General features: G+C 71.0%; 19 protein-coding genes and 1 pseudogene. 9 read left to right on the plus strand and 11 right to left on the minus strand.

Annotated elements, in window-relative coordinates; all coding sequences use genetic code 11:
• Nucleotides 1-5: 5 nt before the first annotated feature.
• From WMF27_RS10840 to WMF27_RS10865, 6 genes are all read right to left on the minus strand, one after another.
• Nucleotides 6-863: a class I SAM-dependent methyltransferase gene (locus tag WMF27_RS10840; RefSeq protein ID WP_437768936.1), complete on the minus strand. Its 858-nt coding sequence runs from the start codon at nt 861-863 to the stop codon at nt 6-8.
• Nucleotides 860-2,443, minus strand: coding sequence for an aldehyde dehydrogenase family protein (locus WMF27_RS10845; RefSeq protein ID WP_437768935.1), 1,584 nt, complete (start codon nt 2,441-2,443; stop codon nt 860-862). The genes WMF27_RS10840 and WMF27_RS10845 overlap by 4 nt, the downstream gene beginning before the upstream one ends.
• Before the next feature lie 4 nt (nt 2,444-2,447).
• Nucleotides 2,448-3,203 carry a hypothetical protein gene (locus WMF27_RS10850; protein ID WP_437768934.1) on the minus strand — a complete coding sequence of 252 codons (756 nt, stop codon included), beginning with the start codon at nt 3,201-3,203 and terminating at the stop codon, nt 2,448-2,450.
• Nucleotides 3,204-3,333: 130 nt separating this feature from the next.
• Nucleotides 3,334-3,699, minus strand: coding sequence for a hypothetical protein (locus tag WMF27_RS10855; protein WP_437768933.1), 366 nt, complete (start codon nt 3,697-3,699; stop codon nt 3,334-3,336).
• Nucleotides 3,700-3,813: 114 nt separating this feature from the next.
• Nucleotides 3,814-4,653 carry an RNA polymerase sigma factor gene (locus WMF27_RS10860; protein ID WP_437768932.1) on the minus strand — a complete coding sequence of 280 codons (840 nt, stop codon included), beginning with the start codon at nt 4,651-4,653 and terminating at the stop codon, nt 3,814-3,816.
• The gene (locus WMF27_RS10865; protein WP_437768931.1) at nt 4,650-5,552 is read right to left on the minus strand and encodes a haloalkane dehalogenase; all 903 of its coding nucleotides are present in this window, start codon (nt 5,550-5,552) and stop codon (nt 4,650-4,652) included. Before WMF27_RS10865 ends, WMF27_RS10860 begins: the two co-directional genes overlap by 4 nt.
• Before the next feature lie 136 nt (nt 5,553-5,688).
• Here WMF27_RS10865 and WMF27_RS10870 point away from each other — a divergent pair.
• Together WMF27_RS10870 and WMF27_RS10875 are read left to right on the plus strand one after the other, a co-directional pair.
• Nucleotides 5,689-6,021 (plus strand): annotated as a pseudogene (locus tag WMF27_RS10870) (alcohol dehydrogenase catalytic domain-containing protein); the annotation flags it as partial.
• A 508-nt stretch (nt 6,022-6,529) separates the two neighbouring features.
• The gene (locus tag WMF27_RS10875) at nt 6,530-6,688 is read left to right on the plus strand and encodes a hypothetical protein (protein WP_162143945.1); all 159 of its coding nucleotides are present in this window, start codon (nt 6,530-6,532) and stop codon (nt 6,686-6,688) included.
• A 64-nt stretch (nt 6,689-6,752) separates the two neighbouring features.
• On the opposite strand, the gene WMF27_RS10880 is transcribed toward WMF27_RS10875, so the two are convergent.
• Complete coding sequence (locus WMF27_RS10880) at nt 6,753-7,166, minus strand: Imm10 family immunity protein (protein WP_437768930.1); 414 nt, start codon at nt 7,164-7,166, stop codon at nt 6,753-6,755.
• A gap of 424 nt (nt 7,167-7,590) precedes the next feature.
• Complete coding sequence (locus WMF27_RS10885) at nt 7,591-8,556, minus strand: hypothetical protein (protein ID WP_437768929.1); 966 nt, start codon at nt 8,554-8,556, stop codon at nt 7,591-7,593.
• 697 nt (nt 8,557-9,253) lie between these two features.
• On the opposite strand from WMF27_RS10885, the gene WMF27_RS10890 reads away from it, so the two are divergent.
• Entirely contained in the window at nt 9,254-9,877 is a 624-nt protein-coding gene (locus WMF27_RS10890; RefSeq protein ID WP_437768928.1) for a tetratricopeptide repeat protein, read from the plus strand.
• Nucleotides 9,813-10,082 (plus strand): hypothetical protein, encoded by a 270-nt coding sequence (locus WMF27_RS10895; protein WP_437768927.1) that lies wholly within the window; start codon nt 9,813-9,815, stop codon nt 10,080-10,082. Before WMF27_RS10890 ends, WMF27_RS10895 begins: the two co-directional genes overlap by 65 nt.
• 61 nt (nt 10,083-10,143) lie before the next feature.
• Here WMF27_RS10895 and WMF27_RS10900 read toward each other — a convergent pair whose 3' ends face one another.
• From WMF27_RS10900 to WMF27_RS10910, 3 genes are all read right to left on the minus strand, one after another.
• Nucleotides 10,144-11,223, minus strand: a complete 1,080-nt coding sequence (locus tag WMF27_RS10900; protein ID WP_437768926.1) for a hypothetical protein — start codon at nt 11,221-11,223, stop codon at nt 10,144-10,146.
• 20 nt (nt 11,224-11,243) lie between these two features.
• Nucleotides 11,244-12,719, minus strand: a complete 1,476-nt coding sequence (locus tag WMF27_RS10905) for a glucuronyl esterase domain-containing protein (RefSeq protein ID WP_437768925.1) — start codon at nt 12,717-12,719, stop codon at nt 11,244-11,246.
• A gap of 667 nt (nt 12,720-13,386) precedes the next feature.
• Entirely contained in the window at nt 13,387-13,641 is a 255-nt protein-coding gene (locus tag WMF27_RS10910) for a hypothetical protein (RefSeq protein WP_437768924.1), read from the minus strand.
• 142 nt (nt 13,642-13,783) lie between these two features.
• On the opposite strand from WMF27_RS10910, the gene WMF27_RS10915 reads away from it, so the two are divergent.
• The 5 genes from WMF27_RS10915 (at nt 13,784) to WMF27_RS10935 (ending at nt 18,352) form a co-directional block, all read left to right on the plus strand.
• Nucleotides 13,784-14,506 carry an SAM-dependent methyltransferase gene (locus WMF27_RS10915; protein ID WP_437768923.1) on the plus strand — a complete coding sequence of 241 codons (723 nt, stop codon included), beginning with the start codon at nt 13,784-13,786 and terminating at the stop codon, nt 14,504-14,506.
• 207 nt (nt 14,507-14,713) lie between these two features.
• A complete protein-coding gene (locus WMF27_RS10920) occupies nt 14,714-15,106 on the plus strand; it encodes a hypothetical protein (RefSeq protein ID WP_437768922.1) in 393 nt (130 codons plus the stop codon).
• Nucleotides 15,107-15,346: 240 nt separating this feature from the next.
• Entirely contained in the window at nt 15,347-16,462 is a 1,116-nt protein-coding gene (locus WMF27_RS10925) for a type III polyketide synthase (RefSeq protein WP_437768921.1), read from the plus strand.
• 4 nt (nt 16,463-16,466) lie between these two features.
• A complete protein-coding gene (locus WMF27_RS10930; RefSeq protein WP_437768920.1) occupies nt 16,467-17,192 on the plus strand; it encodes a methyltransferase domain-containing protein in 726 nt (241 codons plus the stop codon).
• The gene (locus tag WMF27_RS10935) at nt 17,189-18,352 is read left to right on the plus strand and encodes an NAD(P)/FAD-dependent oxidoreductase (protein ID WP_437768919.1); all 1,164 of its coding nucleotides are present in this window, start codon (nt 17,189-17,191) and stop codon (nt 18,350-18,352) included. Before WMF27_RS10930 ends, WMF27_RS10935 begins: the two co-directional genes overlap by 4 nt.
• Nucleotides 18,353-18,465: the final 113 nt, after the last annotated feature.

Consider the following 18,465-nt stretch of genomic DNA (forward strand, 5'->3'; position numbering starts at 1 on the left):
CGCTGCTACCGTACGGCGTCGCCGCCGCTCCGCGCGGGCGCGAGCTCCGCGATGACGAACAGTTCGAGCGGCGGCGGCGCGATGCCAGCCCGGAGCGCAAGGTCGCGCGCCGTGTGCGCGGCGCGGAGCTCGAAGCCCTCCGACGACACGAGCGCGCGCAGGTGCTCGAGGTCGTCGAGCCCCCGGCGCAGCATCGCGCGGAGCGCGCGCTTGCGCAGCCATGCCTCCCCAGGCACCCCGGCGTCGCGCGCCGGCGTGGCCGCGGCGCCGTCGCGCAGGTAGAAGTCCATGAGCACCACGCACGAGCTCAGGCGGCTCGCCACGCGGCGCACCTGCCGCAGCAGCCCGCGCAGCGCGGGCTCGTCCAGGTAGCCGGTCAGCCCCTCGGAGACGACCGCCGTGCGGCGGTCGCGCAGCGCCGCGCCGAGCGCCTCGCCGAGGTCGGCCTCGCGCAGGTCCGCCGCGACGAGGACGAGCTCGCCGCGCGGCTGCGCGGGCTCGAGCAGACGCCGCTTCGCGTCGATCACGGCGGCCTGGTCGACCTCGATGTACACGACCGGACGAGCCCTTGCCCACTCCGCCCCGCGCGGCGACAGCCCCGCGGCGAGCTCGACCACCTGCTCGGGGGCGATCTCATCGAGCAGCGCGCCGAGGCCGAGGTGGCGCGCGGCGAGCAGGAGGCTCGTGACGCTGCGGTCGCCGCGCAGGCCGAGCATGCTCCCGCCCCAGCGCGCGGCCTGGTGGAGGACGCGCCCCCTCAGGGTGTCGAAGCGCGCTGCGCCCGGGACGCCCAGCGACGCCCACACCGCGGCGGTGAAATAGGCGCTCCAGGCGAGCGCCGCGTTCTCTCGCGCTCCGCTCAAGAGCGCTCCTCCCCGGAGCGCGACGCCGCGAGCCACCGCCTGGCCGCGCCGCGGACCATCTGGGCCGCCGACGAGAGCCGCTCGAGCTTCGGTCCTGTGCCCAGCGAGCGCACCATCCCGCGCGCCAGATCGAAGAACGCGCGGTCGTAGGGGAACCACCAGAGCTCGCGCGGCGCGGTGTTCTCGTCGACCGCGAGCAGCCGCGGCCTCGTCATCGCCTGCACGACCGCCGGGCCGTTCTGCACGCCGTAGCCCGAGATCCCGCGCCCGGTCCACACGGCTTGCGGCGCCGCGGCCGTGAACATGTGGTTGTTGACCGTCGCCACCCCGACCCGGAGCTCTCGCGCGAGCGCCGCGCCCCGCGCGACGTCGCGCGTCCACACGCTCCCCGTGAGGCCGTAGGCGCTCTCGTTGGCCGCGCGGATCGCCGCGTCCGCGTCCGGAACGGCGACGACGGGGATCACGGGCCCGAAGGTCTCCTCGCGCAGCAGGTCGAGCGACGGGTCGACGCCGGTGAGCACCGTCGGAAGGTAGCAGTTGCCACGCCGCGCACCGCCGCAGCGCACCTGCGCCCCGGCCGCGACCGCCTGGCTGACGTGCGCCTCGACGCGCGAGAGCTGCGCCGGCGTGGCCATCGGCCCGATCTCGACCGTGCCCGGCGCGGTGCCGTCGTCGCCCACGCGGAGCCGCTCGGCGACGGCGACGAGGCGCCCGACGAACGCGTCGAAGACCTCGGACTCGACGTAGACGCGCTCGACCCCCGCGCAGCTCTGCCCGGCGTTGACGAAGCCGGCCCAGGCGATCCCGTGCGCTGCCCGATCGAGATCCGCGTCGCGGAGCACGACGGCCGCGTCCTTGCCGCCGAGCTCGATCTGCGCCGGGATCAGGCGCTCCGCCGCGGCGCGCGCCACCGCCCGCCCGCCCGCGACGCCGCCGACGAAGACGATCTGGTCGACCTCCTCGACGAGCGCCGCGCCGGCCTCGGCGCCGCCCTGCACGAGGCCGAGCAGCGCCTCGGGCAGCGCGTCCGACAGGGCGCCGACGAGCGCCGCGCTGGTCCGGGCGGCGTGCTCGGACGGCTTGAGCACAACGGCGTTGCCCGCGAGGAGCGCCGGGACGAGGTTGTGCACCGGGATGGAGACCGGGTAGTTCCACGGCATGATGAGGCCGACCACCCCGTGCGGTAGGCGCTCGACCCGCGCCTTCTTCCGCGGGAACATCACCGGGTTGAACGCGACGTCCTCGGCCGGGAGGAAGTCCTCGGCGCGCGTCGTGTAGTAGCGAAAGACCTCGGGGGTCGAGCCGAGATCGACCCCGTACGCGTCGGCCATCGGCTTGCCCAGCTCGCGATGGAGCTCCGCCGCGATCTCGTCGGCCTTCCCCATCAAGCAGCGCCCTGCCTCGGCGAGGAGGCGCGCCCGCTCCGCGATCGGCCGCGCTGCCCACGCCGCCTGCGCCTGCCGGGCGCGGCGGACCACGTCCCGGATCCCGTCGGCCGTCGTCACCCGCACGGGACACAGCGGGGCGCCGTCCAGCGGTGAGGCGCCGTGAATCCACCCATCGTGGACGATCTCGCCCATGGGACTACGCAGCTTGCCCGCTGAGAAGCGCGGGCATCAGGCGACGGCAGCCCGGCATCCTCGACTCCTGGATGTGCGCGGCGAGCGCCTTCCGGAAGGAGCCGCGGGGCAGCGGCTTGTGGCGATCGAGCGCCCGGAGCAGCGGCACGACCGTGGCGAGCACGCCCGCCGTGTGCCACCAGTAGCGCGCGGTCGCGCGCAGGTGCGCGGACCGGCTCGACCGGGCGAAGAAGCCCTCGAGGTAGGCGAGGTCGTACGCGGTGTGCGCCTCCTCGTCGCTGGCGAGGCGCCGGAACACCGGCTCGAGCGGAGGGTACGACAGGCGCGGCGCGGCGACCTTGTAGAAGGCGCTCATCACCACCTCGAAGGCGAGGCAATCGACGGCGAACTCGAGCACGCCGTGCGGGACGGCGACCTTGCGGAGCATCATCTTCATCAGCCAGCCCGGCAGGCGCGCGCGCTTGACCACGTCGGGGTAGGCGCGGCTGAAATCGAGGAGCGCCTTGCACCAGAGGTTGGCGTGCATTTGCTCGTCCTTGAGGTGCCGGATACCGTGCTCGAAGAACGACTCGAGATAGCCGAGATCGTCGCGCTCCCGCGCCAGGTCGAGCGCCGGGAGGACGGGGAGGACGCCGAGCGCTGCCGATTCGACGATCGCAAACCAGGTGATCAGGAGACACGTGGCGTCCGCTTCGGCCTCGCTCTCGAACGCGAACGACATCGGCTCACGGATCGAGACGGTCTCTTCGGCAGCTCCCATTTCCGGATCGTCGCTTTCCCTCTTCGTCGAAGAGAGCATCGGAGTTGAGCTGCCCGCAAGGTACTCGACCAACCATCCTGCCGCAAGCCAACTTGCCGGAGGACATGCGCCGGCCGTCGTCGACATAGCTTCACCGCGGGCGCTGGCGCTCCATGCGCAGCGCTTTGGACACCGCGCGCCGCTCGCACGCCGTCATGGCGCCGGGCTGAACAAGCGCCGCCGCCCGCTCCAGCAGCACCCGGTCCATCTCGTGCGCGACCATCCGCTCCCGGGACGCTTGCGGCGCGCCCCGCGAGAGCGCGGGGCCATAGGAGAGTCGGAAGTCCGGGTTGCGCAGCTCCTCCGGCGCGAGCCCGTGCACTCGGGCGAGCGCGCCAGCGTCGAGCCCAACGGCCTCTGCGGCGCCGAGCACGCTCCGCAACGCCTTCACGCCGACGCGCAGCGTGCGCTCACCTCCCGGCTTGACGAGCGGGTCGATCCCCGGACGAGAGCTCACGGGGCAAGGCCTGCGCGACACTGCCGAAGATTGCACGGCCTGTGAGCGACATCAAATGCTCTTGCCCGCGCTGCCCGCGTCCACGTCAGTCACATCAGCCCACGTCAGCCGTCTTCACGCATCGAAGATCCTGCTCCCGCGACCGATCGCGATCATGGACCGCACCCGCGCGGCGAGGTCCTCAGGGGAGGTGAATGCGGGCTGCGCGCGGTAGAGCTCAAGCGAGCGGCGCACGGCGCGGATCTCGCCGAGGGCCTGCAGCGCCTCGAGAGAGGTCCGCTCCGTGGGCTTCGCGTGACGCAGGCCGCGCGGGTTCAGACGCCCGAGCGCGACGTTGTGGTTCACCTGGAACGCACAGCGACACGAATTCGCCGGATTCGCGACGCCGCAGTGCTTCGACACGAACGCGTCGAGCGCCGCGCGCGCACGGGAGAGTCGTTTGCGGAAGGCAGCTTCGGTGATGCCGAGCGCGTAGGCCGCGTCGGCCGACTCGAGCTCGCAGATGCCGCCGAGCACGAAGGCGATGCGCAGCGGCCTGTCGAGCGCCTGGAGCATCGCCTGGGTGCAACCGAGGAATACCTCTTCCTCGAGCAGACGCGCCTCGGCGCTCTCGAGCGCCTCCGCGCCGATGGCGTTCGGCGCCTTGGCGAGATCCTCGTCGACGAGCTGCTCGAAGGTCAGGCGGCGGTGCGTCGCGCGTGCGCGGAGGAGGTGTCGGCACGCGACGCGGTACGCCCACGTCGAGATCGAGCTCTCGCCCCGGAACGTGGAGAGCTTTGTCACGATGAGGATGAGGATTTCCTGCGTCGCGTCGCGCGCGTTCTCGGGGTGGCCGAGGAACCTGCGCGCGAGGCGGAACAGCGTATCCTGCAGGCCTCGCACGAGCGCTTCGAGCGCCTCTCGGTCGCCCGCGCGGGCGCGGATCGCCAGCGCGTCGAGCGCCGCCTCGCTCATGACGCCACCGGTTGCGCGCGCGTCGGCGGAGCGAGGGTATCGAGCCAGCCTGCGAGCGCGTCGGCGATCTCCATCGGCGAGTCCTCCTGAGGATAGTGCAGGCCGCGCACCGTGACCTCCCGCTGGTTCGGGAACCTGCGACAGATTTCGCGGAGCTCCCCCGTGAGGATGCGGCCCGGCTCCGCGTTCACGAACAGCTTGGGCACGCTCGATGCCGTGAGCCACGCGACGTAGGCGTCGGCGAGCGCGCAGATCGCCTTCGGCTCTCCGTCGAAGGGCAGCAGTCGCGGCCACGAGAGCGTCGGCCGCCGCTCCTCGCCCGGCACGAGGAACGGGCGCCGGTACTCGGCGCGCTCTTCGTCCGAGAGCGGACGCAGCATGCTGCCCTCGGAGATGGCCCGCTCCAGAAAGACATTCTGTTCGAGGACGAGCTCCTCGCCCGCATCCGAGCGGATCGCCTCGAAGAACTCCCTCGCGGCCGCGGGCCACTTCCCGAGCGGCATCGATCCGACGATCGCCTCCATGTATGCGACGCCGCGCACGCGGTCCGGATGCCGCCGAGCCCAGTCGAAGCCGAGCGCCGACCCCCAGTCGTGCACGACGAGCACGACGGGCTCCGCAGGCACGACCGCGTCGAACCAGGCGTCGAGGAACCTCGCATGCGTGGCGTACCCGTAGGCTTGCCTGCCCGTCTCCGGCAGCTTGTCCGAGTCGCCCATGCCGATGAGGTCCGGCGCGAGGCAGCGACGCCGCGCCGAGGTCGGCCCAAGGATGTTCCGCCACAGGTACGACGACGTCGGGTTCCCGTGGAGGAACACCACCGGCTCGCCCATCCCCTGGTCGACATAGGCCATCTCGTGGCCCTCGATGCAAACTCTCTTCTTCGAGCTCGTACCCATAGGTTCCCGTCCTTCCTGGCCGTACGCGCGCGGCGTCCAGCGTGTCTCTCCGGTTCGAGACGGGGAACCCTGTCCGTGTGACCGGAAATCGTCCTCCTCGCAGCGAAGGGCGGAACCTGCCAAGCGGCAGGAAAGCATGCAAAAACCGAGCGATCAGCTATCGACGAGCAGGAGCCGGGCGGTCCGGCTCGATTCCTTCGGCGGCCCCGAAGTCCTGGAGATCCATGAGGTTCCAGCTCCGCAGGCCGGACCGGGACAGGTCCGTCTTCGGGTCACCGTGGCCGGGCTGAACCCGATGGACTGGTTCATGACCGCTGATGCGGACACCGCCGTCCGGTTCGGCTTGAGCCTGCCGGCCGGGCTCGGGACCGACTACGCGGGAGTCGCCGCCCAGGTCGGTGACGGGGTGACCGGCTTCGCACCTGGCGACCGGGTGTTCGGCGGCGCCCTGTCCCGCGCGGTCGCCGACGAGGGCCGGCTGCGTCGGCGGGAGATCGATGCGTTCCGCGAGCGCCACGGGTCACGCGCCGCGAAGTCTTCGACCCGCGCACCGGCAGGGTCCTGACCAGGACAGACGGGCCTCGGCCACTTGACCGCCTGGCGACGACGATCGTTCCTTCCATGCACCTCCCGGCGCGGACGAGATCATGGCCCTCCGAATCTGTCGATCCTTTCATCGGATCGCTCGGAATTCCCCAAAAATCAACGTGATCGGTATTCTGGTCAACAACGCTGCAAGTTCGCAGGAGCACCCAAACGATGCCCCACAGAATGGAGAGAAAGACCACGAGCTCGACGGTCCAGTCGATGATGTTGATCAGCCTCGGTGCCCTGATCTCTCGTTCGATGTCGCTCGCCTCCACCCTCTCTGGACGTCGCGCGGGCGGGCCAGAGGCCGAACTCCCCGTTTCCTCTTGCTCGCGCTCGCCGTTCATGACCAGCTTCGTAGCAAGCAGAGGGCGTTCGGCTGGGAGCGCGTGAAGGAAGCGCTGCGCCGCGACTGGGAGCAGACCAAGGCGGACTTCACCAACAACAAGGGGCAGGAGCTCAACCAGGACGTCGACGACACGGTGCAGCAGGCGCTGGGGCGCGGCAGCGCCGTCGGCTGCAAGTGCCGGTCAGGCGCCTCTTGCTGACCGGCAAAGCTCCTCCAGAGCGGGGTATGTCGACGCAAGATGCCCAGGGGGTCCTCGATCCTCGTTAGCCGGCCCCCTCTTCACGCCGGAGGATCTTCGGCTGGTTCCGATCGTGCTCGAAGATCTTCAGCAGTCCGTCCCAGAGCCGGGCGATCGCCTCGTCGGCCAGGTCGAGGGTGACGTTGACCTCCTGGTCGACACCGAGCTCCTTGGCGGCGGCGGCGGAGAGCGTCAGCTCGAGAGTGCTCCCTCGAAGCCGGCACGCCTCGATCCCAGCGTAGGTCGTGGCGCCCGTGTGAGTCGAAATGGAGTACGTGTCCTGCCCCAGCTCTCGGTCCTGATCATCGAACGGGTCGAGCCGACGCTGGACCTCGATCCGCTCACCCTCGCCGTCGGTCGACGACGCGAGCACGACGACGTAGGCGTCCATCTCCGGGACGGCGAGCGCTTCACCGGCTCGTGCGTGGAGCGCGGTCATCTGGGTCTGGCCTCCGTGGTCGTCGCGTAACAGGACGCGAGCTCCCGGTCTGAAGAGGGTACCCACCCCGGCAGGAAGCTAACGTGCCGAACCTTGCAGCGCGGGCACGTGGCTAGCTCGAAGTCATCTCGAGTCGAAGGCTGGCAGAGCAGCGGGCTGTACGACACGCACAAGGGCGGCATCTGTTCTGCGAAGTGGACCATTTTTGGGCTCTGACCATCCGTCGATTGGCCGACCGAAGACGCCGGGCCAGGTCTATCCAGATGGTCGCCGTCCGTGATCTCCTCCGATCGAAAATCTCACGGTTCGGCTCCGCGCCGCAAGGCCCAAGCGCTGTCCAGCGCCACAGGGTAGATCCATCGAACAGCCGCGGCAGTCGCCGCCTCTCCGACGCATCGCCTTGTCGGGCCGAATCCGTCCATCCTCAGGAGAGCACTTCGGTAGCCGTCTTCGCCCCGAGGACGTTCTCGATCCAGCGGTCGAGGGTCGCGACGTTTGTACATGCCTGGATGCGCGCTCTCTCGTCCTCGGTGAGCACGATCGCTGCACGCGCAAGCAGCCGCAGCAGCGTGTCCCTCTTGCCCTTGAGCTCGCCCTCACGCATGCCCTTGAGCTCGCCTTCACGCATGCCCTCGAGCTTGCCTTCACGCATGCCCTCGAGCTTGCCTTCACGCATGCCCTCGAGCTTGCCGCGATCGACGAGCTTCTGCACGAACGGGGGAAAGGTCGCCTCGCCTTCGATCTGCCGTTCCATGACCAATGCCTCCAGAGCCTGCCTCATCGGCTCACGCAACCCGTTCCAGATGAGCTGAAAATAGACCATCGCGTGCGCCTGGTCGAGCCGGCCGAGGGCAGCCAGCGCCGCCTGCACCACGGTGAGCCCACTCGGCCCGTTGCCGTGCGCCACCGCCGACAGCACCGCGAGCTCCGTCTCTTTCTCCGCGTCCGCCTGGTCGGTGATCTCGGGGACCACCGCCGGACCGAGCACCAGCGGCGCGACGTGGCCGCGGCCCAGGCCGAGGTCGATGTTCTCCGCCGCCCACGCGGCCACGCCGGCGTCCGGCGCGACCACGAGGACGATCGTGCCGCAGCGCTTCCTGGCGCGCACGACCGCGACGTACGCCGGCCACGAGTACTTCTTGCCCGGGTCCACGTCGCGCTGTACCTCGATGACGATCGCCATCACCAGCGCGTCGCTCTCGTCTCGAAGCTCCAGCACCAGATCGGCGCGGAACTCCACCGGGATGAGCTGGTCGAGCGACGACTCGACAACCGCGACGGCGGCGTGCGGCGGCACCTCGACGTGGAGGAGCATCGCGAGCAAGCGGGGCGCGAGCTCCGGGTGCTCGCGGAACATCTCGACGAGGGCGTTGTGCTCGAGCGTCGGCATGACGCTCGGCCTCGAGCACGCCCCATGCCGGCACGAAACGCCGGGGATATGCGAGCGGAGCTCCAGCTCAGGGGGTGGCGGCGCCATGGCGGACGCAGGCGGCCAGCGACGCCGGATGGGAGGCGGACCGGGCCGGCGGCTGCGGCGGCCGAGGCGGCAAGGGGGCGGGGGTAACGGAGCATCCGCCCGACGGCGTGCGCTAGTACTACAGCCGTACTTGCGGTCCACTTGCGGCTGTAGACGGGCGGACGGGCACGGATTTCTCGACGATTTTGATGTCTACAGCCGCACCTCGGACCAAGTACGGCTGTAGTACTAGGACACCGAGCAGGTTGATCGAGCGAGAATGAGCCGCCAAGGCGCCAAGGACGCCAAGAACAACACACACAATCTTGGCGTCCTTGGCGCGCGTGGCGGTTCAAATTCCTGCTCTTTGCTGGGGTTTCAACCCGTTTGTCGCGCTAGCGGAGCTCCGCCGGGGGCGGCTCCGGTGTGGCCCAGCGGAGCGCCCTCCGTCGCGGCGCCCGCGGTGAAGGGCCCGCGGCATCACCGATCGGGGTCGGCGCCTGGCCCGGCGCGTCCTCGACGGGCCCATCACGGTTTATCCTGGGTGACACGATGCGTGTGTGTCGTTCCCTGCCGCTCGTTCTGGTTCTCGCCGCGTCCGGGGGCCGCGACCGCGCGCTGGATCCCGGCCGTGCTCCAGCCGGCGCCCGAGGCGCTCGCCTCGGCGCTTGCCGGCGCCGGCGCCGCGGCTCCGGCCGCTGCGTCGAGCGACGCGGCCGTCGCCCCGCTCGCCTCGGACGGCGCTGCGGAGCTCGCCCCCGCGCCCAGCGGCTCGGCCGCCGCGCTGCCCGGGTCATCTCGCGTCGAGGCGGCGCCGGTGGATCGCGAGGCGTACCTCGGCATCCTCGGCCAGGGCCGCGCCGCCGCGCGCCAGGGCCGGTACGCCGAGGCGATCACCGCCTTCGACCGCGCGCTCGCCGCGATGCCGCACGAGCCGCGCGCCCTCGCCGAGCGCGGCCACGCCCGGATGCGCCTCGGCGCGGACCTCGACGCGGCCGCCGCCGACCTGCAGCGCGCCGAGCAGCTCGGGCCCGACGACAAGCTCGCCGCCCAGATCTGGTACAACCTCGGCCTGCTCGACGAGCTGCGCGGCCAGGCCGAGCTGGCCCGCGCCGCCTTTGCCCGGTCGTTCCTCCTGTCGCCCACGGCCGCGGCCAGGGCCAAGGCGGGCCCGGCCCGACGTGGTGCACGTGACGGTCGAGGCGGAGCGCCGCGCCTGGAAGAGCGCGGACGAAGCGGCGGCCGGCGCGTGTGACCCCGGGCGGCTCGAGACCGAGGATCTCCTCTATGACGCGAAGACGGGCCGGGAGCTCGTGCGGCTGAGCCGCGCGGGGGGCCGGGACGCGGCCAGGGTGAAGCTCGCCGGGCGCATGGTGGAGGTCGCGGCGGGGACCTGCACGACGACCGTGCCGCTCGACGTGCCCGCCGCCGGCGCTGGGAGGCCGGCGGGGCCGAGATGAGGGGAGGAGAGGGGAATCGGGTCGCGGCCGGACTCGACGCGAGCGGCGAGGGAGGTCGCCGTCACTCCCAGCCAGACATGCCGTTCGTGTCGCGCAGGATGGCGTGGACGGCGTGCACCTGACCGCCGGACATCTTGATCATATGCATGTCCAGATGCCCGTCCGTCATGAAGTCGAAGATGGTGAGACCGATGGCGATGCCGCGCACCTCGTCGGCCAGGATGACGCGCGGGATGAAGGCGCCGCCGGACCCGGGATCGCCGGCGCTGCAGGATGCTGCGGCGCCGCAAGCGAAGTTGCCGCCCCCGTTCTCCAGGCGCTTGCAGTCTCCCGTGACGTTGCAGACGCCGGAGGGGAACGCGCGGAAGTACTTGTCGATCCAGCTCGTCAGCTCTTCCCGGGTGGCCCGCTGGGCCTCCGGGACCTCGTCGTGCCAGCCGATGTCGTCCGCAATGGCGATGATCGCGGCGGGATCCGAGGCGACCGCGAAGGATGCCGTGTAGTCGCCCGGGCGGACGACGATCGTCTCGATCTCCGTCATCTCCGAGCCTTCCACCTTGATGCGGAGGGCGACGGGAAGATCCCTCCCGCCTTCCGGGATCACCGCCTGAGCGCCGACGCTGCACGCCTCGGTATCCAGGGCACGCTGCGAATGCTTCACCTCGCCAGCGTTCTTCCAGAAGTCCGTCGTGCCGATCTCGGCCTGCACGGCGTTTTCGGTGAACTTCACGCCTTGTGCCAGGGGCAGGCTGGAAGGATCCCCGGCGGCGAGGGCGGCGAAGTAGTCGTCCAGGAGGCCATCCAGGAGCTCGCGCGTGCAGCCGCCACCCGGAGCGCCGCCCGACCCCGTCGCTCCGCTGGTGGCCGCTCCGGGTCCACCGCCGCTGGAGGTGCTGCCGCTCTGCCCCGCGCCGCCGGTCGACGTCGTGCCGCCGCTGGCGCCGCCCGATGAGGCGCTGCCGGTCTCTTGCGGCGTGCCGCCGGCGCCTCCTGCGGAGCTCTGGCCGCCCGAGCCCACCGCGCCGCCCGAGGCTCCACCACCTCCGGTGCCGCCCGTGGCGTCACCGTCTTCGCCAGAGCCGCAAGCGCCCAGCGTCAGGGCCAGGGCGACCCCGAGAGAGAGGAACGAACTAGGGTTCATGCGTTTACCTCCGCGCTGGATCAAAGCTCGCCGGCGAGCGTCGGCGGTGTCCAGTCGATGTGATCCAGGTGGTTGGGCTTGTTGGGCAGGTCCGTGGCGAAATTGCCCGTCGCCGCGGCGTTGTTGCCCTTCAGGAACTTGTCGACCATGGCGTTGAGGGATGCAGTGTACTGCGAGCGCCAGCTGCAGTGGCTCCCACCTGCGCCCGTGTAGGCGATGTGGTCTCCGACGCCGAGCGCCTCGAAGATCATCTTGCCGACGTTGGCGGTGACCCACGCCGAGTTCCGATCGAGCCCGTTGTACATGGTGCTCGGGTTGTCCACGATGTAGAGGCCGCGCGGCGCGATGAGGCCCATCATCTCGTGCATGTCGACGGGCAGCTTGTTCGTGTTGTCGGCCCCGGCGTTGTTGCCCGTGGTGAACTGGCCGAGCGCCACCTCCGAGAGCCAGCGGACGTAGCTGATGCCATGATAGGGCCATTCGGAGTCCTTGTAGCTATCGAGCACCTCGACGAGGCGCAGGCCAATCGTGCCCCCGAGACCCGACTCCACCGGGATGGTCAAGGCGATGCGGTTGTCGAGCACGCCGGCGACGAAGGCACCCTTTCCCCAGCGCGAGCAACCCGTCACACCCACCCGGCGCGGATCGATGACGCCGGGGTTCTGCTCCAGGACGTCGAGGACGCGGCTGATCTGCCAGGCCTGTGCCGTGAGGTAACCCGCGGGATGGTCCGAGCCGTACACGCTGTAGAACGGCCCGTTCTTCGCGCCGCTGGTGCCCGTCGACTCGATCGCGGAGAAGGTGATCGTCGCGACGCCGCTCGGAACTGGCATGCCGCTCACGCCGCCGTAGCCGATGATGGCCGGGGCGGGCGCCGTCGCCCCGTTCATGTTCACGGTGAGGTTGAACGAGCCGCTGCCGCCGCCGTCCTTGACCTCGACCGTGATCCTGCTGGTGCTCACGGTACCGGACACGGATCCCTTCGCCGGGACGGGCTTGTCGCCGTAGATGAACTTGTACGCTTGCTGGAGGATCTCCTCGCGCCGGCAGGCCCACTCGCTCTTGCTCGCGATGCGGCTGCCGTCCATCTTCTTGAACGGGTCCGGCAGCTTCGAGTTCGCGGTGAGCGAAGCGACGCTCGGCATCGGTCCGACGGTGCACCCGGCTCCAGGGTTTTCCACCTCGCCCCACTCGGCGCTCCCGGCGTTGCCGCCGTCGCCGCTGCCCCCGGTTCCCGGCGCTCCGCCCGTTCCGGCCGGGCCCCCGCCTCCGGTGCTGCCTTCGCCCGTCGTCACGTCGCCGCCCGTCCCGGTCGGGGTACCGCTCGACGAGGACGGTCCACCAGTTCCCGTCGGCGTCCCTCCGGTGCCGCTGCCGCTGGCGCCGACGCCCCCCGTGCTGGCTGCAGGGCTTCCTCCTGAACCGCTGGGATCCTCCGAGCCGCCTTCGCCGCCGCAGGCGGCGAGCATCCAGGGCAGCACTGCGAACAAAGCCAAAGAGATCGTGGGACGTGCAGTGCGTAGACGCATGTTGAGCGCTCCTCGTGAGGTGTCGTGAAACAGGATCCCGCTGGGGTCGGGCGATGGGACGGCGGACGAGGGCCCGACCCGCGCGTGCCGCCGATGTTATTCCCCACTTTGCCGGTCATCTTCAAGCTGATTTTGTGCTACTTTTCGTAACGTTCGTGCGCCGCGCGTACCGCTCAGATGGACTGTTCTCGGCTCTTGCGAAATGTCGATTCTTGCGAGATGCGCATGGACGTGCAGCCGGTGCGCTGCGTTGACGGCCTGCCGCCGAACGAGCTCTTGCATTGGGAAGGCAGCTCTCACGAGCCCTCTCCGCGCCAGGTCGTCAAGGTCGACTGGCGCACGCTGCGATTCGCTGTTTCGATGGATTCACGAGAGTCGAGCTCCTCGATGTTCGTGGCACTCCTTACCCTGCCAAGAATGACACCCTCGCACCCGCCGAGGATGCCTCATCCCATCTAGAGCGGCGGTCACCCGCGTCGGATACGGGCCCATCTCGACGTTTTCGGTGCTCAGCGCACTGGAGTGCGCTTCCGCGCCGAAAACGCCGATCTGGACCCGTCTCCTGTGCGGGTGACCGCCGCTCTGCGACGCTCGTACCAGGCTCAACTGAAAATCGCTCTAGAACATCCCCGGATCAAGCCGCGCCCCTTCGGACCAGGGCCCGCAGGCGCGGCGAGAGGGCGCGGCCCGAGAAGAAGAGGTCGCGGAACCAGCGCTGCGCCGGGTCGTCGTCGTGGCGCTGCGACCACACGGCGACGACCTGGGCGGCGGGCAGCTCGAAGGGGGGCGCGAACACCCGAAGCCCGAAGAGCTCGCGGGCGCGCTGGGCGACGCTGCTCGGGATCGTGCAGAGGAGGTCGGAGCTGCGCACGGCGAGGGGCGCGGACATGAAGTGAGGCCGGCGCAGGGCCACGCGCCGACAGAAAGCCCCGCCAATCGGATCGAAACCCCCGCCCTGTCGAGGCCGCACGAAGGGTGATACGGCTCTGCTGGAGGCGGTCCGGGCGACCGTCCGCCGAGGAGAAGGCGTGATGAAGACGGACGAGCACGGGAAACACGCGGTGAACTTCGGGCGCGAGCGAGCCTTGAGCTACGACGACCAGGTGCGCCGCTTCTGGCCGGGTTATGGCGTCATGCAGCAGGTCATCGCCGAGGTGATCGCCGCTGCGCTCCCCGACACGGAGGCCGCGTCGCTGCTGATCGTCGGTGTCGGGACCGGGAGCGAGGTGAAGCCGCTCGCGCGCTACGCGGGGGCCGGCGTTCGTTTCACGGGCGTCGACCCCTCGCCGGAGATGGTCGCCGTCGCGAGAGAGAAGCTCGAGGCGGATGGCCTCCTCGAGCGGACGAGCCTGCATGCCTGCGAGCTGCGCGATCTCGCGCGTGGGCCCTTGTTCGACGGCGCCCAGATGATCGGCGTCCTGCACCACGTCCCGGGCGATGAGGCGCGCCTCGAGCTCTTGCGGGAGGTCGCCGGGCGCCTGAAGCCGGGGGCGCCCTTCGTGATCGGCTGTCGGACTGGAGACGATCCGCTGCTGAGCGCCGTCGAGGACCGGCGGGCCCTCGCGGAGGGGCGGCCGCCCGAGGCGGCGGAGCAACGACGGAAGGCCATGGCGTCGTTGAAGATGCCGGCCTCGGACGCCGAGGTCTTCGCGCTCCTGGCCCAGGCAGGCTTCATCGCGCCTTGCCTGATCTTCTGCGAGCTGCAAATCAAGACCTGGGTGACGCGCTACGACCCGTCCACGCTCGGCGCGTGACGCGGCGACACGCGGCGACACGCCGGCCGGATCTGCCCGTCGACGGGCGGCTCACCATCGACGGCCTGCTCTCTGCCTCCCGGAAAGCGGACACATGACTCGGATCCATCAGGCCGACGTGCTCTCCCGTACTGGTTGTGGGGTGCCGGGACGCCGTCGACTCCACGCTGTTCAGCTTCGGCTCGACGGGGCACAATGCTCGTCCTCATGAAGATGGTCTTCCGAGGCGGCGCGGCGTACGGCCCGAACGGACGGTTCGGCGCGTGGGTGGTGAGCGTCGATGTCCGGGGGAGCGTGACGCTCGCGGGCCAGGCGCTCGGGGAGGAGATCCACCGGGGACCGGAGCCCCTGTCGGCGTCGGAGCTGGCGGCGCTCGATGGGTTGTTGGGCTCTGCCGCGACGGTGGACGCGGCGTCGAAACGAATGGGCATTCCCGGGGAGACGCAGGTCGCTTTCGACATCGAGACGCCCTCCGGGCGCCGCGAGATCCGGCGATGGCACCGGGAGGCGCAGGAGCAGCCGCCGCTGGCGGATCTGCTGCGCTGGATCGACGAGGTGATCCAGGCGCGGACGGGGCGGTTCGCGGCCTTCGGGAGCTGACAGGCAGCGGGGCGCACCATGGCGTCGTGAACGGCGGCAGACCGGCTCACGATGGCGCCGCCATGACAACGGCCGACGTCTCCCGCGCACGATCCAGCGCGAGCTCGTCGGCCACACAGGGTCGACGTTGCGGACGCCACGTTCTCCCTCCGTCGGTCGGCAGCGCAACGCCGCAGGTGGCATGCTCGATGCCTGCTTCTTGCGAGCGTGACCAATGTTAACGACTCGCGAAGAGACCTGGTGCACGGCGACGATGCCTGTCGAGGCTCGGACGCGAAGGGACGGCCGCCGGCGACCGCCTACATCAACCGTATTGCCACGGCCGTGCCGCCGCACGACGTGCACTCCTCCTTTGTCCGCTTCGCGAGGACGCTGTTCAGCGACGAGCGCAGCCGCGTGCTGTTCGGGCGGATGGCGGACAAGGCGCAGATTTCACACCGGTTCTCCGTGCTGGCCCCGAGCGTCGAGGTGGGCGGCGCCTCGGTCGACGCGGGGCGGTTCTACCTGCGCGGCAGCTTCCCGACGACCGCAGACCGCATGCGTTTGTACGAGAAGCACGCGCCGGAGCTCGCCGCGCAGGCCGTCTCCGGCCTCGACCTCGGGGCCACGGCGCGCCGGATCACCCATGTCATCGTGACGTCGTGTACGGGCTTTTCCGCGCCGGGCATCGACCTCGATCTCGTCGAGCGCTTCGGCCTCGATCCATCGGTCGAGCGCACGACGATCGGCTTCATGGGGTGTTATGCGGCGATCAACGCGCTGAAGCTCGCGCGGCATATCGTGCGGTCGGCGCCCGGGGCGCGCGTGCTCGTGGTGAACGTCGAGCTATGCACGCTGCACCTGCAGGAGGCCATCGCCATGGATCAGATGCTGTCGTTCCTCCTGTTCGGCGACGGCTGCGCCGCGGCCGTGATCAGCGCCGAGCCGATCGGGCTCGCGCTCGACCGGCTCCACGCCGTCGTGGTGCCCGGGACGCGCGAGCTCATCACGTGGAACATCCGCGACCTCGGCTTCGAGATGTTCCTGTCCGGCCGCGTGCCGGGCGCGATCGACCGGGGGCTCAAGGCCGCCGCGGGCGCGATCCTCGACGGCGCCGCGCCAGGCGAGATCGACCTCTGGGCGGTGCACCCCGGCGGGCGATCGGTGCTCGACGCGGTCGAGCGCGCGCTCGAGCTCGGGCCGGTGGCGCTCGCGGCGTCGCGCGACGTGCTCGCGCGCTTCGGCAACATGTCCTCGGCGACCCTCATGTTCGTGCTGCAGTCGCTCGTCGCGGACGCGCGGCCGGGCGTGCGCGGATGCGCCATGTCGTTCGGTCCAGGCTTGACCGCCGAGACGATGCTGTTTCATACGGCCTAGACCGATGGGCGCCCTCGACTTCTCGCATCGATCCACGCTCGACGAGCTGATGGATACCCAGCCCGTGGACTTCGAGGACTTCCGCGCTTGCCTCGTCGATCTGGCGCAGGTCAACCGGCTGACGCTCGCTCACCGGCCGACGTTCGCGTTCCTCGAGCGCCTCGTCGCGCGCGGCCTGCCCCAGAACCGGCCGCTGGAGGTGATCGACGTCGGCAGCGGCCACGGCGACATGCTGCGGGGGGTCGACGCGTGGGCCAGAGAGCGCGGCATCGCCGTCTCGCTCACCGGCGTCGACCTCAACCCGTGGTCGCGCCGGTCGGCCGCCGAGGCGACCCCGCCGGGCCGGCCGATCACCTGGGTCACCGCCGACGCCTTCGCCTACGAGCCGCCCGGCGGCATCGACGTCGTGTTGAGCTCGCTCTTCACGCATCATCTCCCCGATCCGGCGGTCGTCCGTTTCCTCGCCTGGATGGACGCGAAGGCGCGGCTCGGCTGGTTCATCAACGATCTGCACCGCCACCCGCTGCCCTATCACTTCTTCCGCCACCTCTCGCGCCTCGCGGGCTGGCACCGCTTCGTGCAGCACGATGGGCCGGTGTCGATCGCCCGCGCCTTCTCGGCGAGCGACTGGCGCCGTCTCATCGCCGAGGCCGGGCTCGATCCGCGCGCCGTCGAGGTTCGGTGGTGGGCGCCGTTCCGGCTCACCGTCGGGAGGCTCAAGGTCCCGTGAACGACGCTGTCGTCGTCGGAGGAGGCCTGGCCGGGGCGGCGGTCGCGCTGCTCCTCTCGCAGGCGGGGCGCGAGGTCGCGCTGATCGAGCGCGAGGCCTGCCCGGCGGACAAGGTCTGCGGCGAGTTCCTGTCGCGCGAGGCCGCGCTCTACCTTGCGTCCTTCGGGCTCGATCTGCGGGCGCTCGGCGCGGTGCCCATCGAGGCCGTGCGCCTGGTCGAGCGCGATCGGGTCGCGGCCGCCGCGCTGCCGTTCCCCGCGCTCAGCCTGTCGCGCCGCGTGCTCGACGAGGCGCTGCTCGCGCGCGCCGCCGCGGCGGGCGCGTCGATCCGGCGGGGCGTCCGGGTCCAGGCGCTCGCGCGGGAGGGCGCGGGCTGGGGGGCGCGGCTCGAGGACGGCAGCGCGATCGCGGCGCGCGCCGCGTTCCTCGCGACCGGCAAGCACGACGTCCGGGGCCTGCGGCGGCCTTCCGGGCTGCAGGACGATCTCGTCGCCTTCAAGCTGCACTGGCGGCTGTCGCCGCGGCAGGCGGCGGAGCTCGACAGGCACGTGGAGCTCGTGCTGTTCGAGGGCGGTTATGCCGGTCTGCAGCCGGTCGAGGGCGGTCGGGCGAACCTCTGCCTCCTCGTCCGCAAGCGCCGCTTCGCCGCGCTCGGGCAGCGCTGGGACCGCCTCCTTTGCGCGATGCGCGAGGGGTCGCCGCACCTCGACGCGCGGCTCGCGGGCGCGGAGCCGTGCCGGGCGCGGCCGCTCGCGCTCTCGGCGATCCCGTACGGCCATGTCCAGCGCCGCGCGGACGGGATCTGGCGCCTCGGCGATCAGGCGGCGGTCATCCCCTCCTTCTCCGGAGACGGCATGTCGATCGCGCTGCACAGCGCGCGGCTCGCGACCACGGCGTACCTCGAAGGGGCGAGCGCGGAGGCGTTCCAGCGCCGGCTCTCGCGCGACGTGCTCGGGCAGGTGCTGCTCGCGACCGCGCTCTCTCTCGGCCTCGTGCGGCGGCCCGGCCAGGCGGCGCTCGGCGCGGCGGCGCGCCTTTGCCCGGCCCTCATGGCGGCCGTGGCCGGGCGCACGCGCGTGTCCGAGGCGGCGCTCGTGCGCGGAGGGCTGCCCGTCGCCGCGCTGCAGGGCGGGCGCGGGCCGCTCTGCGCGACACGCTAGCACCCGACCCCGGATCTCAGCGCTCGAGGACAAGCTCGTCAGGCGCCCTGCGCGAGGTGCTGGAGGCCATCCATGAGCGAGCGACGGCCGTTCTGCGCCGGTGCTGCGCCCTC

Source organism: Sorangium sp. So ce281, from assembly GCF_051527395.1.
Classification (GTDB): Bacteria; Myxococcota_A; Polyangia; order Polyangiales; family Polyangiaceae; genus Sorangium; species Sorangium cellulosum_B.